The 16,930-nt window shown below is 54.5% G+C and carries 15 protein-coding genes; 3 read left to right on the top strand and 12 right to left on the bottom strand.

What is annotated here, in order from left to right; all coding sequences use genetic code 11:
- Positions 1-138: 138 nt before the first annotated feature.
- The 10 genes from LIX00_RS15970 to LIX00_RS15925 form a co-directional block, all read right to left on the bottom strand.
- Complete coding sequence (locus tag LIX00_RS15970) at positions 139-2,346, bottom strand: LUD domain-containing protein (protein ID WP_227355975.1); 2,208 nt, start codon at positions 2,344-2,346, stop codon at positions 139-141.
- Positions 2,343-2,849 (bottom strand): LUD domain-containing protein, encoded by a 507-nt coding sequence (locus LIX00_RS15965; protein ID WP_227355974.1) that lies wholly within the window; start codon positions 2,847-2,849, stop codon positions 2,343-2,345. The genes LIX00_RS15970 and LIX00_RS15965 overlap by 4 nt, the downstream gene beginning before the upstream one ends.
- Positions 2,850-3,312: 463 nt before the next feature.
- Complete coding sequence (locus LIX00_RS15960; RefSeq protein WP_227355973.1) at positions 3,313-4,518, bottom strand: ABC transporter ATP-binding protein; 1,206 nt, start codon at positions 4,516-4,518, stop codon at positions 3,313-3,315.
- Positions 4,519-4,537: 19 nt separating this feature from the next.
- The gene (locus LIX00_RS15955) at positions 4,538-5,416 is read right to left on the bottom strand and encodes a carbohydrate ABC transporter permease (RefSeq protein ID WP_227355972.1); all 879 of its coding nucleotides are present in this window, start codon (positions 5,414-5,416) and stop codon (positions 4,538-4,540) included.
- Positions 5,413-6,366 carry a carbohydrate ABC transporter permease gene (locus tag LIX00_RS15950; RefSeq protein WP_227355971.1) on the bottom strand — a complete coding sequence of 318 codons (954 nt, stop codon included), beginning with the start codon at positions 6,364-6,366 and terminating at the stop codon, positions 5,413-5,415. The genes LIX00_RS15955 and LIX00_RS15950 overlap by 4 nt, the downstream gene beginning before the upstream one ends.
- A gap of 16 nt (positions 6,367-6,382) precedes the next feature.
- Entirely contained in the window at positions 6,383-7,921 is a 1,539-nt protein-coding gene (locus LIX00_RS15945; RefSeq protein ID WP_227355970.1) for an ABC transporter substrate-binding protein, read from the bottom strand.
- A 265-nt stretch (positions 7,922-8,186) separates the two neighbouring features.
- Positions 8,187-9,194, bottom strand: a complete 1,008-nt coding sequence (gene pdxA, locus LIX00_RS15940) for a 4-hydroxythreonine-4-phosphate dehydrogenase PdxA (protein WP_255679361.1) — start codon at positions 9,192-9,194, stop codon at positions 8,187-8,189.
- Positions 9,191-9,541 carry a cupin domain-containing protein gene (locus tag LIX00_RS15935; protein WP_227355969.1) on the bottom strand — a complete coding sequence of 117 codons (351 nt, stop codon included), beginning with the start codon at positions 9,539-9,541 and terminating at the stop codon, positions 9,191-9,193. Before LIX00_RS15935 ends, pdxA begins: the two co-directional genes overlap by 4 nt.
- 27 nt (positions 9,542-9,568) lie before the next feature.
- The gene (locus tag LIX00_RS15930) at positions 9,569-10,858 is read right to left on the bottom strand and encodes a four-carbon acid sugar kinase family protein (RefSeq protein WP_227355968.1); all 1,290 of its coding nucleotides are present in this window, start codon (positions 10,856-10,858) and stop codon (positions 9,569-9,571) included.
- Positions 10,848-12,170 (bottom strand): nickel pincer cofactor-dependent isomerase, group 22, encoded by a 1,323-nt coding sequence (locus LIX00_RS15925; RefSeq protein ID WP_227355967.1) that lies wholly within the window; start codon positions 12,168-12,170, stop codon positions 10,848-10,850. Before LIX00_RS15925 ends, LIX00_RS15930 begins: the two co-directional genes overlap by 11 nt.
- A 253-nt stretch (positions 12,171-12,423) precedes the next feature.
- On the opposite strand from LIX00_RS15925, the gene LIX00_RS15920 reads away from it, so the two are divergent.
- Positions 12,424-13,293, top strand: coding sequence for a fumarylacetoacetate hydrolase family protein (locus LIX00_RS15920; protein WP_227355966.1), 870 nt, complete (start codon positions 12,424-12,426; stop codon positions 13,291-13,293).
- Positions 13,294-13,727: 434 nt separating this feature from the next.
- On the opposite strand, the gene LIX00_RS15915 is transcribed toward LIX00_RS15920, so the two are convergent.
- A complete protein-coding gene (locus LIX00_RS15915) occupies positions 13,728-14,078 on the bottom strand; it encodes a cupin domain-containing protein (RefSeq protein ID WP_227355965.1) in 351 nt (116 codons plus the stop codon).
- A gap of 98 nt (positions 14,079-14,176) precedes the next feature.
- Between LIX00_RS15915 and LIX00_RS15910 the strand changes: the two genes are divergently transcribed.
- On the top strand, positions 14,177-14,470 hold the full coding sequence (locus LIX00_RS15910; protein WP_227355964.1) for a hypothetical protein: 294 nt from the start codon (positions 14,177-14,179) through the stop codon (positions 14,468-14,470).
- A 4-nt stretch (positions 14,471-14,474) separates the two neighbouring features.
- The gene (locus LIX00_RS15905) at positions 14,475-15,596 is read left to right on the top strand and encodes a hypothetical protein (RefSeq protein WP_227355963.1); all 1,122 of its coding nucleotides are present in this window, start codon (positions 14,475-14,477) and stop codon (positions 15,594-15,596) included.
- Positions 15,597-15,677: 81 nt separating this feature from the next.
- Here the strand turns inward: LIX00_RS15905 and LIX00_RS15900 are convergent, their stop codons facing one another.
- Positions 15,678-16,895, bottom strand: coding sequence for a mandelate racemase/muconate lactonizing enzyme family protein (locus LIX00_RS15900; RefSeq protein ID WP_227355962.1), 1,218 nt, complete (start codon positions 16,893-16,895; stop codon positions 15,678-15,680).
- Positions 16,896-16,930 lie beyond the last annotated feature (35 nt).

Genomic DNA, 16,930 nt, shown 5'->3' with positions numbered 1-16,930 from the left:
ATCCTCATCCGCAGTCACGTCAAGGTTAAATTTTCGCTGAATATAGACGCTAATCCCCCATCCTCAAGGAGCGAGCGAAGCGAGTAGGGAGGGGAGACAGTGCCATCATCGAATTGTTGTACAGAGCTCCAGTTACCCCTACCGAGTCGGGGCGATCAGCTCGATCGGGTGAGTGATCTCCCGGCCGAACAACGACTCCATCTGTTCCGTGCACGAGGTTCCGCTCGCCACGAGTGTCTTGTCGGTCTTGTTGGTGAACTGTGCCTCGAGATCCGACCCGACTTCCATGCTCAACTCGTAGTACTCGCTCTTGTAGCCGAAACTCCCGGCCATGCCGCAGCACTCGACGTCGGAGGTTACGACATCGAAGCCAAGATCAGAGAGAACGGCCTCGGTGTACACTTCGAGACCGAGGGTTCGTTGTTGGCAGTGACTGTGATACGCGATGGAACCATCGGGGTCGGCAAGCACGTCCAGGTCGGCGCCGTTGTGGAACAGGCCGTAGACATACTCCATGATCTCGTAGCTGTTTTCGCGGATACTGTCGTGGACATCATCGTCGAGCAGTTTTTCGTATTCACGCTGGAACATGGCAATATCGCTCGGTTCGATGACGACGATGTCAAAACCCGCTTCGATATATGGATCAAGATCGTCGGCGATCTCGGTCGCACACTCGGTTGCCGTTGAAATCATCCCCTGTGAAAGTGGGGCCCGCCCGCTCTCTGCGGGTGCCGTGAGTTCGACGTGTACGTCGAGCGCCTCAAGTGTCCGGACTGCGGCCTTCCCTCGGTCGACCATCACGTAGTTAGTGTAGACGTCTGGGTAGAGAACGACCTTACGATCGGCGGTGGCGTTAGGCGTCCGCGGACGGCGGCTCTCAAACCAGTCTACAAGCGTTTCGCGCTCAAACGATGGGAGATCTCGACGTGGGTCGATACCCAGATACCTTTCCATTGCGATCCGCACTGGGTCAATGTTAGTAATCCAATTTGAGAGGGGTGCAGTTGCGCTCCCTAGTTTCGCGAGTGTTTCGAAGTTCCCGAACACCCGCTTCTGGATATCGAGACCGCTCGGCTCGGTATCTGGCGTTAGTCCTTCGACGAGGAAGTCAAACGTCTTAGAGTCATCTGCGCGGTTGACCCGGTCACGGACAGCCGTGTTAATCCACGGGATATCTATCTTCACCGGGCACGCATTGACGCAGCGTGAACAGCCAGTACAGAGGTCGTTGAAGTCAGACGCGGCGTCCTGACCGTGGACGCCGCTCTCCCAGCCGGTAGCAATACCACCGGTGTAAGTCTCACCGCCGAACGCATGGCCGCCGACGTGCTGGAAGTTACCACAGGAGTTCGCACAGGCGCCACACCGGATGCAATATAGCGTCTCTCGGAGCTGGTCGTCCTCGCGCATCGCCAATCGACCGTTGTCGACGAGGACGAGGTGGAACTCCCGGTTGCGCTTGCCGGATCCGATTGGCTCGTCGGGACGGTCGAAGTCAATAGTTGGTGAATCGACAGGTGGTGTGAGCATAGTCACGTACTGCGAGATATCCTGACCAGTTGCAGTCTTGGAGATAAGCTCTATGAACGGCTGAAGACACTCTGCGTCGGGAATGATTTTCTCAATGCCTGCGACAGCGATGTGCGTATCAGGAGTCACGGCGCACTTTCGGGCGTTACCTTCATTCGTGATGAGGGTGATGGTGCCCGACTCGGCGAGTACGAAGTTCGCTCCGGTCATTCCAAGATCGGCTGAACAAATCTTTTCCCCGAGATAATCCCGGGCAAACGCGGTGAGTTCCTCGGCCGTCTCGAAGGGTTCCTCCGGGGCAAAATACTCGTTAAACAGAGCGGCGACGTCGTCCTTAGACTTGTGAAGCGACGGGCCGACGAGGTGCGACGGTTCCTCGTCTGCAACCTGCAAGACGAACTCGCCGAGATCCGTCTCAAAGACGTCAATACCTATTTCTTCTAGGTGTTCGTTGACTTCGAGCTCTTCGGTAGTCATCGACTTACTCTTCACGAGTGTCTCCGCGTCTTCAGACTTGGCGATCTCCTCGATGTAGCGGTTGGCATCTGCCGCACCGTCAGCGAGATAGAGATTCCCACCATTCGCCTCAACGCTTTCGCGAAGTTGATCGAGGAGGGTAGGAAGATTTTCGATAGCCTCCTCCTTGATAGCGCGCGCCTCGGTTCGGAGATTCTCGAACTTGTCAAAGCCCTCGATTGCGTTGTACCGATCCTCGTTGAACACCGATGTATTCTCGTGAATGGCGTCCCCCTCTGTTTTCAGAAGTTGGCGGATTTTCTCTGCTTTCCGACGACGTGCTCTACTTGCACTCATTGGTCAGTAAGGAGGATGACGTGGACGGTCTTCGGTCCATGGACACCCTCGACGAGGGCACCCATGTCACCTGTCGAACTAACACCGGTTGCGAAGACGGTGGACTTCCCGGCAGTGAATCGGTTTGAGAGGTAGGTAGTCGCCGACTCGACGTCCGGGATAATGTCACTCTCCCTTACGACGCCGACGTGTGTCGGCGGATAGAGGCTGACCGGTTCATTGCCGGCGGTGTTCGACTCAATGACGAGCGACCCGTACTCAGCGATCGCTCGTTCGATGGGGGTGACCCCTACTGCAGCGTTCCGTAGTTGACGTGGTGTAGGGTTGAGCTCGACTCGCGTGTTTTCGAGTGAGACGTCGTATCCCTCAAACGGTGTGCCAACTGCAGGTTCTTCGATAACGTCGTGCAGTATATCGACAAACTCGGAACTATCTGTACGCGTACAGTCGATATGAAGTTCGGAGAGCGATGATTCAAATACCGATGTGGTATGGGTAGACATAGCCGCCAATTTATCGAGGAACTGGATAAGTGTTGTCCATATCGTAATTCCCACGCCTTGGCCACCTTTTCCACGATAACTAAGTTCCCCGGCGCGTGCAAGAATGTGGCTGCTTTCGAAGCATCAGATACCTCCAGTCCACGTACGCTCGGAGGACAGCCTATCCGTGAGACCGACCGAGACAGTCAATTCGTCCGATATAATTAGACGGTATCGAGAGTTCCGATTGTATTATCGACGGTATCCTCATCTATTGCCGCTTTAGGATACCGCCGGAAAACAGGTGAGAGATCCCCGAATCACCCTACAATCGCTGTTCCTCTCGTGAACGCCGCGCTAGACCTCACGCTGATCGTCCCCAATTGAGATCGATCTCGTTCGACAACTACTACCTACGGCAGGGAGCGTGTCACTTCGGCGTTACGCGTAGGACGGAGAGTGAAAAACAGGTTGAGCTTTGCGGCTATCGATGCTTGGTGACGTTGTCACCTGTCTGCTCATCGAAAATATGAACCTTGTCCATGTCCACCACCAGGGTGACGATGTCACCGACCGAGGCACCACTGTCGGGTGAGACACGTGCACTGATTTCGGATTCGTCCTCGAACGGTTCGACGGTGAGGAATTTATCCGAACCCATCGGCTCAACGACCTTAACGTTGGCTTCGAAGGTGTTCTCCTCGGTAACGGGTACCGTCTGAACCTCAGAGGCGTCGTGGAGATCCTCGGGACGAACTCCGAAGGTCACGTCATCGAGTTCACTCGCGTATCCATCGAGTTCGCTATTGACGTCGTCTGGGAGTTCAAGATCCATGGTTTCGCGTTGAATACGGAAAGCGTCGTTAGAACTGACGAGATCGATATCCATGAAATTCATCGGTGGTTCGCCGATGAACCCAGCCACGAAGCGATTCGTCGGTCGGTCATAGAGTTTTTGAGGCTTGCCGATCTGCTGGAGTTCACCATTATTTAGAACGGCGACGCGGTCACCGAGAGTCATCGCCTCGGCCTGATCGTGGGTCACGTATATGGTTGTCTTCCCGACGCGCTGGTGGATCTCGTTGAGCTCCGTCCGCATCTGCACTCGGAGCTTTGCGTCGAGATTCGAGAGTGGCTCGTCCATCAGAAACACCGACGGTTCACGGACGATAGCGCGACCGAGCGCCACGCGTTGTTGTTGACCGCCCGAGAGTTGCGAAGGTTTCCGATCAAGCAGGTCGGCTATTTCGAGCAGTTGAGCTGCCTCTTGGACTCGCTCGTCAATCTCGGTCTCTGGATAATTCCGAATTCGGAGTGGAAATGACATATTCTTGCGAACCGTCATGTGGGGATAGAGCGCGTAGTTTTGGAACACCATCGCGATACCACGTTCCCGTGGATCGAGTCCCGTGACGTCCTCGTCTTCGATAATGATGCGCCCTTCCGTAGGGGTCTCCAGGCCGGCAACGGTTCGAAGCGTCGTCGTCTTTCCGCACCCTGACGGTCCGACGAAGACGAGGAACTCGCCCCGCCGGATGTCGATGTTCACGTCCTCGACTGCGACGACATCGTCGCCGGTCTGATTCTGAAAGACCTTCGTGAAGCCGTCGATCTGGACGTTAATGTCTTCGTCGTCTGTACGATCGGTCGAAGCCGAAATATCGGCCGTTGTGGAATCTGATTCGCTCATAGGTTCTTCTTGTTAATATTCATTCTTTCAGTGCGCCCGCGGTCAGTCCGCTCACGATGTACCGCTGGAAGAACATCACGATGATAATCGTCGGTACTATGGCGACCATGCTCGCGGCTGCCAGACCCGCCCACTGGACGGAGACGTCACCGACGAACTTGTACACAGCCACCGAGATGGGCATCGACGCTAGGTCGGTCGTGACGATGAGCGAGAAGAGGAACTCGCGCCATGAGTACAGGAACGTCAGGATGGAGCACGCTGCTATACCTGGTGCTGCCAGCGGTAACGCAATTTTGCGGAATGCTTGGAACTTTGTACAGCCGTCCACGCGGGCGGACTCGTCGAGATCCGACGGGATGGACATGAAGAAATTCCGCATGATGTAGATCATCAGCGGAAGCCAGAGATACACCTGTGCGATGATAATGCCTGGAAGGCTGTTAAGCAGTCCTAACCAGGCCATAATCTGGTAATAGGGGACGATAAGCCCGATTGGTGGGAACAACCGTGAAAACAGTACGCCGATGAAGATGATATTGTCCCCGGGAAACCGGAATCGGCTGAACGCATAGCCCGCCGGTGTCGCGAGTACCATTACGATTGCCGTAGTGGTGCTTGAGATGATGATGCTGTTCAGCAGTGCCTTCCAGTAATTCTGCTGGACGAGGACGTTGTAATAGGTCGAGAGCGTCGGATTTTGTGGTATATATGACATATTATAGACCGCATCATTCGTCTTCAGTGACGTCAAGAATTCCCAGAAGAGCGGCACGATGACGGTGAGAACCGCAAGCCCAAGTACAAGGTGGACGACGTACTTGCTCTCGATGATGTCCCAAAACCGCTGTCTGGTTTCGTAATTTATGCGTTCGTGGCCCTCATCAGTCAAACTCATTCTTCTTGCACACCTCCCATCACTTTCGTCACGTAGAAGGTGGCCACGGCCAGCGATATCAGGATGATGAACACCGCGATTGCGGAAGCTTGGCCGTAGTTGAAGTTGACCATGCCAGTTCGGTAGATATAGATGCTGAATACGGTTGTTTGCGTTCCGGGTCCACCACGAGTCATCGGGAAGATGATGGCAAACGCACGGAAGGCGAACATCCAGTTAATCAGCGCAACGATCGCGATGTATGGCCGGAGGTACGGAAGGGTGATGGCACGGAACGTCTGGAATGTTGTTGCACCATCGACCTTCGCAGCGTCATACATATGCTGGGGAATCGATTGTAAGCCCGCTAACAACACGATCATCGCAAACGGCATCCGCGCCCAAGCATCGGTCAGCGTCACTATCAACATCGCTAATTGTTGATTGGCCAGCCACGCATAGGGTTGGCTGATGAGACCGAGGTCCATCAAGACCATGTTGATAAATCCAAGTTGGTTGCCGGTGAAGAGCCACTTCCAGATGAGGGCGACGACAGCTAGCGGAATCGCCCACGAGAACATTAAGACTGTAGAGTAGGCATTGCGCAGTCGCTGGTTTGTGATGTGATTTATCGCAAATGCAACGGTGAGACCGCTACCCAAACTAACTAGAAGCGACCCGAACGAGTAGATCAATGTCTGTTGGAAGTAACTCCAGAATTCTTGTTCATTGAACATATTGGCGAAGTTCTCAAGCCCAATGAACCGGTTCGGGACACCTGGGATGGTCAAATAGAACGATTGTTTGACCAGCTGGATAACGGGATAGATGAAAATGGCTGTAATAACCAACAACGCTGGCCCCAGCAGCACGAGGAGGATATGATCGTTTACGATCCCCGAAATCTGAGAGCGAATTTCCTCGTATCTCGTCTCGGGTTCCGTAAAGGAAGTCTCTGTTTGATGTGACATATGTGTGAGGGAATAGTCACTGACCAGTGACCGTGTTGATGAAGTCTTGTGCACTATCGAGCGCCTTCTTAGCGGAGATATTGCCCGCAATGGCTTTTTGACATTCTTGACTGACTCGTTGTTTGATCGGACGCTCCTGTGGGAAAACTTCGGCTTTATTAAGCTTTACTTGCTTCCCACGGATCTTTGCAAACTTGGCAGCATCTGTTTTTGCTGCTTCTTCGTAGACGCGCTTGCTGTAGGACTGATTTCCTTCTGTGACGAACTGCCACCACTGACTAGACTGGCTGAGGCATGCGTCGAGGTAGAGAAGTGATGCGAGCTTCGCACCTTTGCTTGCATTCGTGTTGATAGCGACGCTAGTCGGAGAGGCGACGCCTGCGCGAGTTGGGGTAGGCGCATCTTTTCCGCCCTTTGGGCTGAGAGTAGGTTGGTACTGTTCGCCTTTCTTGTATTTCTCTAGTGATTTCGGCACCAGGTCACCGAAGACTGGAACCATCGCGAATTGGCCGGACAGGAAGCCATCTGCGAGATCACCCTGACCATAGTTGACGACCGAATCGGGCACCCATCCCTTCTCACGCCACTCAACCATCTTGCTCAGGGCAGTATAGCCGGCTTTAGAATTTATCTTCAAAGATCCATCTTCTTGTACAAATGACCCGCCTGCCTGGTAAAATAACTTCAAGAAGTCCCGCATCGTATAGACACGTGAGGAACCACGATATGCCCACGCGTATGAACCAGTACCCTCGAACGCCTTCATGGCGGCCTCAAGGTCGTCCCATGTCCAGGTTCCGTTTAAGATGGACTTCACCGAATCTTTGGGAACGCCCTGTTCTTTGAGAAGATCCGGACGTACGTGCACTAAACTACCTTCAAGGTAAGTAGGACCCGCGTAGGTGTGCTTTCGGTACTTCATCGTCTGCTTAGCCACCGGCTGATATGGATCCCACATCTTACTCTTCGACATCAATGGATCGAGATTTGTCAGATGTCCCCCTTGCACGAAGGAAGAAAGAGAGTCAGCATTAACGATATTGAACATTTGCGGTTTTGACTGATTAGCCTTCAAGAATGATGTCTCTTTCTGAATTGCTTGATCGACAACAATTTCGAGGGGTTCGAGTTTAATACCAGTGCGATCCTCGAACATCGCGTTCGTTGCTACTGTCGCAGGATCGTATTTTAAATCCCCGAAGTTCAGTATTTGGATGCTATTGATATCCGAGGCGGCCGTATCTTTCCAACCCTTTGGAGGCTTCCAGGGTGCCGACTTAACTGACTGTGAACCTTTCCAAGCTTTTTTATTCGTAAGCTTGTTCCCGCTAGGTACGGCTTTCCGATCCTCGATCTTCCACTCGTCGAGCGTGGTCAGGCGGCGTTTTTCCCAATTTTCCCCAAAGTTGATTGAATTGGCGGCTTTGAGATATTCACTTTGACCTCCACCTCCACTACCACCGTTACCCAGACAACCGGCAAGGCCGGCCATCCCCGTGACTCCCGCAGCTTTTAATAGCTTCCTACGGTCTACTGCCTTGCTATTATCTAACATACGAACTAATTATCCAATTGTATGTATTTAAATCTAACTCCGTGTTACGAGTTGTTATTCAGCGTTAAGACATTAAATTAGACACTTTACTTTCTATTTTCGCCATCAATACTATCTCTTTACCACTTACTTTCATCCTATACTCGGTAATCGGAATCGTAGTAAGGGATAGAAGCCAATTTAACTCAGATGGTAAGTGAAAAATAACAAATCAGACTGCAAAAAAAGAAACCCGTCCAGATTGAGGAACGGGATAATTCTGGGATTAGCGGTTACGAACAGCCATAACTGCTACCTCGATCGCATCAATCATACTCCGAGGTGAGGCAATTCCTTCACCTGCGATGTCGAACGCCGTTCCGTGATCAACACTCGTCCGTACGATAGGCAGACCAACGGTCATGTTGACACCACTGACCTCACCTTCTTTGCCGAATCCAAGGAGCTTGATTGGGATGTGTCCCTCATCGTGATACATCGAGACGACACAGTCGTAATTTCCCCGAGCCGCCTGAACGTAGACAGTATCTGGAGACTTGGGACCTTCAACATCGATGCCCTCTTTTTGGGCGCGCTCGACGGCTGGCACAATCTCCTCGAGATCTTCATCGCCAAGGAGTCCGCCATCGCTCGCATGGGGATTCAGCCCGGCGACAGCGATGGTGGGATCTTCGAATCCGAGGTCGCGGAGACCGTCTTGTGTGACATAAATGGTGTCGAGGACATTCTCAGTGGTGACGAGATCGCAGGCCTCACGAAGAGGGACGTGAGTACTAACATGAGTGACCCGGAGGTTCTCCTCGATGAGCATCATCGAGTAGGTCATTACACCCGTGCGTTCAGCGAGTAATCCGGTGTGTCCAGCGTGGTCACTCCCGGCCATCTGTGTTGATTGCTTGTTAATGGGCGCAGTGACGATGCCATCGATGTCACCGTCAGACGCGAAGTCGATGGCATGTTCTACGTATTCAAGACTCGCCTTCCCATACTCCTTGCGTAAGTCACCCCAGTCGTGGTTTGTCGAATCGACGTTATCAACGTCAAGGACATCAAGTACACTCGCCTCAAATCGTGCTTCAGAGACGGCGTCGATGGCATTAACTGCGAAGTCGACGTCACAGATCTGCATCGCCTTGCGCATCACGTCGGCATCTCCAACGACGATGATGTCGGCCACATCGCGTGCCTCTTCGTACGCCTTGACGGAAATCTCACAACCGATCCCTGATGGATCTCCCATCGTGATCCCAAGACGAGGGCGGTGATCGCTCACGTCTCTTCCCCCTCGACCCAGGGAGGGGTCTCGGGTGACGGTACGAACACTTCGATTCCACTTGAAACGTCGTCACTACGGTTTTCGGCAGCGCGAGGTTCATCTGCTGGAATCACAGAGGATTCGTTGGGCCCGACGAATTGTTCCTCCCCGTCGATAGTGAAGACCAGTTCGCCTCTGTTCATGAAGCCGAGTTGCTCGTGTTCATGGCTATGCGTATCAACGATAGCACGTGGTTCAATACAGAAATATTGGAAACTTGCCCGGTCACCTGTAACAAGTTGGGCCAAGTGGACACCCTCGAGAACCTCGACGGCATCCTCTGCATCATAGGAATCAATGTCCATATCGCCATGTTTGCAGATAACCCCTTATCACTTGCTCCTCTCTGGGGTTCGTCGAAGATAGTTTATCGCATCGACAATAGTGGAGTCATCGCCAAATGCGCCTGCCTTCGTCACGATGGGCGTACCGTTCGCTGGACCACCGCGAATCTCACCTGCGGGGACGCCTACGGAAATCCCCTCGCCGCGGAGGGCGATCCCGCCTGCATCGAGTCGACCGAGTACAGCTTTCGCCACCGAACCGCCGGTAAGAAACAGCCCACCGGGTTCGGATGCCTCCCAGACTTGTGCGGCGGCCATTCCCAGTGCCGAGGTCACATACTCACGGGCTTTTCGCTCCGGGATACTCGCCCGGTTTGCCGCATCGAGCGTTCCCTCTACGTCACCGTGGTCGCGCGCCGACGCGAGGACGACGGCCGGTTCCGAATCGAACCGTTTGAGACATTTATCGGCGGCAGCCGCCGCAGCGGCAGCGGGGTCGTGCACTGCGACTGTAGTGTCGAGACTGATGACTCGGTTCCGGGAGAGCGCGTCCAACTGTGTCAACGTCTGGGGGTTCACGCTTCCTACAATGCCGAAGGCGGTGGCTGTCGGATTATCAGCGAGGGTGAGTCGTTCAGCCGTCGGTTTGCCGGGGAGACGGACGGCCTCTGCGAGGCCTGCACTTCCAACTAATAACACGTCACCGTCGTATTCATGTGCGGCCTCGGCGATGATATCGAGGTGCGAGTCGTGAACAGCATCGAATACAACGATACGGCGCTCATCCCCCGTAATTTCGTTCGAGCAATAAAGTTTCTTGGCTGCTGATCGGGAAGCGACGCATTCGACGTCTGCGTAGGCGATAGAGTCGTCAATCTGTGTACGCAGGAGACGTGGAATATGTGATGTTTCGACGGGACTGTCCGGGTCTTTGCCTGCCTCGGTGTTCGTGACGAGTTTACCGCCAACGAGGTGGTACCCGCTCGCGGTAAGACGGTCATTCGAGGGGAACGCTGGCGCGACGGTGGCTGCATCCGCGTCCATAGCATCGTAGGCGGCGACGATCTCGGCACCTAGGTTTCCACGGAGCGTCGAGTCGACCTTCTTATAGACGATGGCTGCCTCAATCGACGCAACGACGTCCTGAACTCTCGTGGCCGCCTCATCACGATCGACGTAGCGTGAATCAGTATCGACGACGAAAACCGCCGCTTCGGGTGCGTCGAAATCGGGGTCGATGCGGACGATCGTCTCGTATCCTCGCGCGGCGAAAGAGTGGCCAGTATCGGTCGCACCGGTTAAATCGTCGGCGACGACGAGGGTGCGATCAGTGGTCATCGAAACAGAATTTGAAGTCGCCCGTTTCGTCGAAGGCCAGTTGTTCACGCTCGCTGACGGTGACATCCTCCCGCGACTCGAGTTCATCTGCAACAGGCTCAGAGACGTAGAGATCATCGGGCCTCAGGGTGTTTACAATATAGCCGACGCGAAGATTGGCCGGATTGCGGACGCCGGTCACGGAGGCAGCGAGGATGAGCAGAGTCCGGTCGCAGGGAGCGACGATCGGAATGCGTGCTCGGGCGGGTTCTCCGCTTGTGACAATATTCATGTAGACATCCGCTAGGTTCAGATCAGCGACGAGATCCTCGTGGACAAACTCTGCAAGACCCATGCCGATACCGTTGCCGTGAGAAGCTTCAGTGATGCCGCGGACGGCAATGCGCTTGATATCCGGGTTCTCCGGTTCTGGCTCGTCATCGAACATGTACCGACCGACGACGTTCGTGTCCATGCCGGTGCCTGAGATATCCTTGCCGATTTCATCGATGATGAGGAGATCAAGATGGTCGACCGGAAGCCCCGGGAAAAGTTTGCGAGATCGATCGAGGAGTTCCGGCTCGCACTCGGGAATTTCCTCAACCGGCACCCCTTTGATGATGGCTGCACGGTCATTAGCGTTCTCGACGAGAGCGATGCCGCCCACGACGGGGGAATTCTCAAAGATGAGCGTTGCCCGTTCGGGAATAATTGTACCTAATCCGCGGTTCAGCGCCGCATTATGCATAACTTCGGCTCCACGTTGTTTCCCAAGGCCGACAACCGCCATCTTCGTGAGGCCGCTCTCGATATCACCCCGGAAGTCGGTGTGGAGTTTCACCCGGTTTGCAAGGAGAACCGCATCGGAGTTTAGTGCGACTGACGAGACCGGTACGGGCCACCCTTCGTCGTCCTCTGCAACTATCTCAGTGTCCATGGAAGCGCGAATCTCGCAGCCGAGTCGCTCCTCGGTGATGTTGTAGGAGGCGAGCACCTCGCGCTGGCCCTGGGCGGTGGCGCCGCCGTGACTGCCCATGGCGGGAATCACAAACGGAACAAATCCCCGATTTTGTAGTTCTGTGACAGTAGCCTCTAACACTTCGGGCATGTCGTGAATTCCACGGCTCCCGGCAGTGATGGCTATTTCGGCACCGCTTTTGAGGTCGTCGAACGCCGGAATGTCGTTGAGAACCGCCTGCGTTGTTGCTGAAACGTCGGCAATTCGTGGCGGGTCCCGATGGCGTTGAGCGCGGGCGAATCGCGGAAATTGCCCGATAGACAGGTCATTGACTCCTTCAAGTCGTTCCGGGCTGGGGATGTCGAGTGATACCATGACATTCCTCACTTCTCGGACGCCTTAATTCTGTCTTCGGTGACGTGGTATGACCGATAAAACCGCCGGAAAACCCGTAAACGGCCATGCCTCTTTGTCGCCGGAGATGCGTCTGTGTGCTTGCAGGATCTTGTCAGAAAATATTAATTAACCGGAGAGAGGTCGGGCGGCCTCGTTCTTCCACGCTACAGATCTCCTTCTAAGATACTTTGGTACATAAGAGCTTTATAATCCGTCGACAGTGGTTTGGGACATGCGCTACTACCAGGTTAGCCGCGATGCCGAGGAGCACCTCGTGGCGGAGACGAATGGGCAGTACCATGACCTGAGTTCTGTGAAGGTAGAACTATCTGGATTCGACGATTTGTTGCGAACTGCGGCTGTGGTCGAGAAATCCGCCGACGAGGTAGCCTCAAAGCTCGTCGACTCTGCACCGACAGTGGATCCAGACGAGGTCGCCGTGAACTGTGGTCTCCCGATTATCCCAGAGGAGGTGTGGGCCGCCGGCGTAACTTACGAGATCAGCGAGCAGGCGCGCAAGGAGGAGAGCGGGATGCCCGAGATGTACCTTGACGTCTACCAAGCCGAGCGCCCTGAGATTTTCTTTAAAGCGACGCCGTCACGGACGGTCGGTCCGGACGAAGCCATCGGGGTACGCGAGGATTCCCAATGGAACGTCCCCGAACCGGAACTTGGTATCGTACTCTACCAGGGAGACATCGTCGGTTACACCATCGGAAATGACGTGAGCAGCCGTGAAATCGAAGGTGCGAATCCACTTTACCTCCCACAGGCGAAGGTCTATGACCGATGTGTAGCCGTCGGGCCAGCGATAGCGAGCCCGGACACGGTTGGCGACCCCCAGGATCTCTCGATGACGATGACGATCGAACGCGACGGGGAGACGTGCTTTTCGGGAGAGACATCCACCGGTGAAATGATTCGAACCTGTGAGGAGCTCACTCACTGTTACACGCAGCACAACGCAGTCCCTGAACTCGCTGTTCTTATGACTGGGACGTCTATCGTTCCGGCGGCCGACTTTAACTTGCAGGAGGGCGATACGGTCACGATAGATATCGAGTCGATCGGAACGCTGTTAAATCCCGTCATTTCGGTGTAAAACAGTGGATTCAAGGGTGGAGGTAGACCGCTTACAGTAGATTTCGTAATCGGCCTTCTCAATGGTGTAGAAATCCACACCGGCATCTCCTTATTCGCGCCACGTTTCACTGAAGACTCGACCGCCTTTACGCGTTAGTGACGCTGTTCGGATCTGTGGGATTTACGACCTCCAACGTTTCTCCCGTTTCTGACTCAGTCAACTCGTCTGATATGTGGTTCTGGATCGCATCCGGTATATTCGGGTGATACATGGCCGTCAGTAACGAGGCTTTTAGTTCCAGTAAACGAGTGATACGGTTTTAACTCGGGTGACAATGACGAACAGATCGTGGTATCCGGTAGGCGATTTCACCCAAGAGGTGAAGGTGGATCTATTTGACAACGTTTTGGTTGTATACAGACCGAAGTGCGGCCACGACCGGTGGGAGGGGGTTATTCATCTTCCTTATTAAGCCAGAAGTCGAACGAGCGCCCCGGCGCAAACACGTCGATGCCGACAGCACGGTTGTGGCCCGTGTTCTCAACGCGGTGAGCCTCCCAGGAGTCAAGCCACACCGAATCGTACTCGTTGAGAGTGATCCTATCGTCCTCGGTGTGGATGGTGAGTTCACCTTGGAGTACGAGGCATACTTGCTCGTTCTCATGGTCGTGCATCGGGGAACTGTGTCCCGGAGGCTTTTCGAACCACTCGAAGCTGAATTTCTCGCTCCCGGCCATCGAGACGCGCCGCCAATCTTTCTCTGGTTCGTAGGTCTCTGCTCCGTCGAAGAAGTTGGGCTCCATAGTCATTTGTCATTGCTCACCCAACGGTAAAAATCTATATGGGAAGGGCCACAGAGGCGATGTAAGATTTATACTCGTTCAGTGGTCTATCACAGGACATGACTTACGGATCAAAGAAGGTAGCCGAACTGGTGGAGAAGAGCGGGTGGTCCTACCCTGTCTCCGTGTCTCGGCTCGAGCGTGAATACGCGCTGACCAATATTTCGATCGACAAGAAGGGTGAGTCAATGATGCTCGGTGAGCTCCTCGCACAAGGTGACATTGATCGATTCGAGGACGAAGACGATCTATACGAGAAACTGGAGCCGTTGTTCGAACAGGAGCGACAACAGAGGAGCGTCGGTCTTATTGGTAAAATCAAACAGTTAGTTCTCGGCACCTACACTCGGTAAATCAATGAATAAACTGCGCGCAACCGCTATCACGGGCGGTGTGATTCTCTTCGTCGCCGCTACGTGGGGTGCCCTTGAGTACGGTAACAAGGATGGTCTCCAACAGTTCGTGTGGGTGGCCGCTCTCGGCGCCCTCGTGTCCACCACACCGGACGCTATCGCCGTTGTGAAACATACCGTCCACCAACACCACCGTGAATTCAAGGCTGAAAATACACGTGCAGGAACGAAAGACCGGTTCTTTACGTCGGCAGAGAAATTCAACAATCGTGAGGAGATCCTAGATACTATCTGTGACGTCGTCAAGGACACTGACGATTATGAGCGTGTCGCCCTCAACGAATTCCCCGAAGGCATGGGCCTCTCGATCACGCATGCGGGATTTCATAATTCTTTCGTGCGCGTGAGCGCTTCAGGCCGACTTATCCTCGCAGGCGCATCAAAGCGGACAGCAGATCTCGCTGGAGACCTTGCGGAAGCGCTCGGAACTTCCTTCGATCAGTTATGGGCGAATCCAATGAACCGGCGCAAGCCCATCAAAGGTGGATTTCGGATTGTCCTCGCCGTCGCTCTTGTGACAGCGACAGGCATTGGCGTTGGCTCCGTCGCCACCGCCGGCTACCCCTCGAATGCGTATAACCCCCTTGAGAAGGTCGCTCTTGCGTCCTATGACGCCCGCGCCACGGTTGATCCCGATATGAGCGAGAGCGACGCCGCCATTGCAAAAGCACGATTCCGAGTTACTATCCTCCGGGAATCAACGGTCGAAGTCCGGTGGACTGACAACGAGTCCGCCCGTCTCGCGAGTACAGGGCGGGATGCCCTCAGGATCGCCGACGATACTCGCTCAGCGCTCGTCGACCTCCGAGATCGGGACTTAACCGCCAGACAGAGGAGTCGCGTCAACCGAATCGCCACCGATCTGCGTGAGGCTGAAGACCGCGTCGCCACCACCCTGCGGAAACGGGCTGAAGATCGGGGAACCGGCGCAGGTGCGGAGGATATTCGTGAGATTATACGTGCGTTGCGCAGTCATCGGTTGGGTACCGGTGAGCGCTCGCTCGCCATCGACATGCCGAAACGGAGTTCGAAATCTCTCTCCGCTGGATCAATACCGACGGCGTGACTAACCGGAGGACTGGGAACGTTCCGCCGCCTTATTGTCGCGAATCGCTTGGAGGGTGTTACCCGAGGCACTCTGCCCGATTCATTTGTAGATAAATTCGGTCCACGCCCCCTCAATATAGGGGTACTCCTCAACGACGTTTTCGTTTACTTCGACGCCGAGACCGGGACCGTTCGGCACTTCGAGGGCGCCGTTCTCAAGTTGCAATTCATCGTGGAGGATGTCTTCTGCCAGCGGGAACGGATACATCCCTCCCTTGTCCTCACCAAACACCGGATATTCGAGCATCGGAGACTCAGGTGAAGCAGCAATTAGATGTGCATTGGTGATCAGTCCTAACTGCGTTCCAAAGTTATGTGGGACGAATGTGATATCCTCCCGGTCGGAGCAGGCCCTGATAGCCTGCCAACAACCGGTGAAGCCGGCGTGGTGGCGAGTGTCACCCTGCAGGTACGAAATACCTGTCTCGGCTAGCCGAAGTAACCCCTCGACTGTTTCCTCGCTCTCACCACCCGCAAGCGGGAGAGCGGTCTGATTGGCGAGCCGCTGGTACGTATCGTAGTCGGCGGGCTCGACCGGCTCCTCGACCCAGTAGGGATTTACTTTCTCGAATGTATCGAGAAGCTTGACCACCTGCTCGAAGTTATATGTGTTCTTCCCAAGTTTCCACCACGTGTGGGCGTCGACCATCACGTCCATCTCATCGCCAACGGTGTCGCGAATGAGCCGAAGAGTGCGCTTGTCAGCCTCGACACCGAGGCCAGGCCGGTACTTGTATGCCGTAAAGCCCCGATCTTGGAGTATACGGGCCTGTTCAGCGTAGCCTTTCGGCTCCATGTACATCCCAGCGCTAGCGTACAATTCAAGCGGATCAGGGTCAACCTCACGATCTGCGAGCAGGGCGTAGACCGGCGCTCCAAGTTGCTTCCCGAGAATGTCGTAGTAGGCGACGTCAATAACGCCGATAGCCTCTGATTCGATCTTTGTGGGTAGGTCAAGGGCTTTGATGGTTTTAGCGATATCTTCTGGTGTCTCAATCTCTGTGTGTGCGAGGGCGTCACGAACTTGATCCTCAATAAGAGTCGCGAAGTTGTCGTGAGAAGTACCGTCGAAGTACTCGCGCATGGCTGAACTCGTCGCCGCACCGGGTGCGTATCCGACGAGGCCATCAACTGTTTCGACACGGACGAGAACGAAATCACGCTTGTGCAGCCGACGGACGCCACCGTAGAACCGACGATCCTGTGAAGGTTTAATGGGTGAAGAGAGCGTGTGTACTGTTACCTCGGAGAGACGCATGCTTGTTTCACAGCCGGACAGAAATTAACTCTTCC

This window comes from Haladaptatus salinisoli, assembly GCF_020614375.1.
GTDB classification, from domain to species: Archaea; Halobacteriota; Halobacteria; order Halobacteriales; family Haladaptataceae; genus Haladaptatus; species Haladaptatus salinisoli.
The sequence above is the reverse complement of the archived record's forward strand: the minus strand, read 5'-3'. Positions and strand labels throughout refer to the sequence as shown.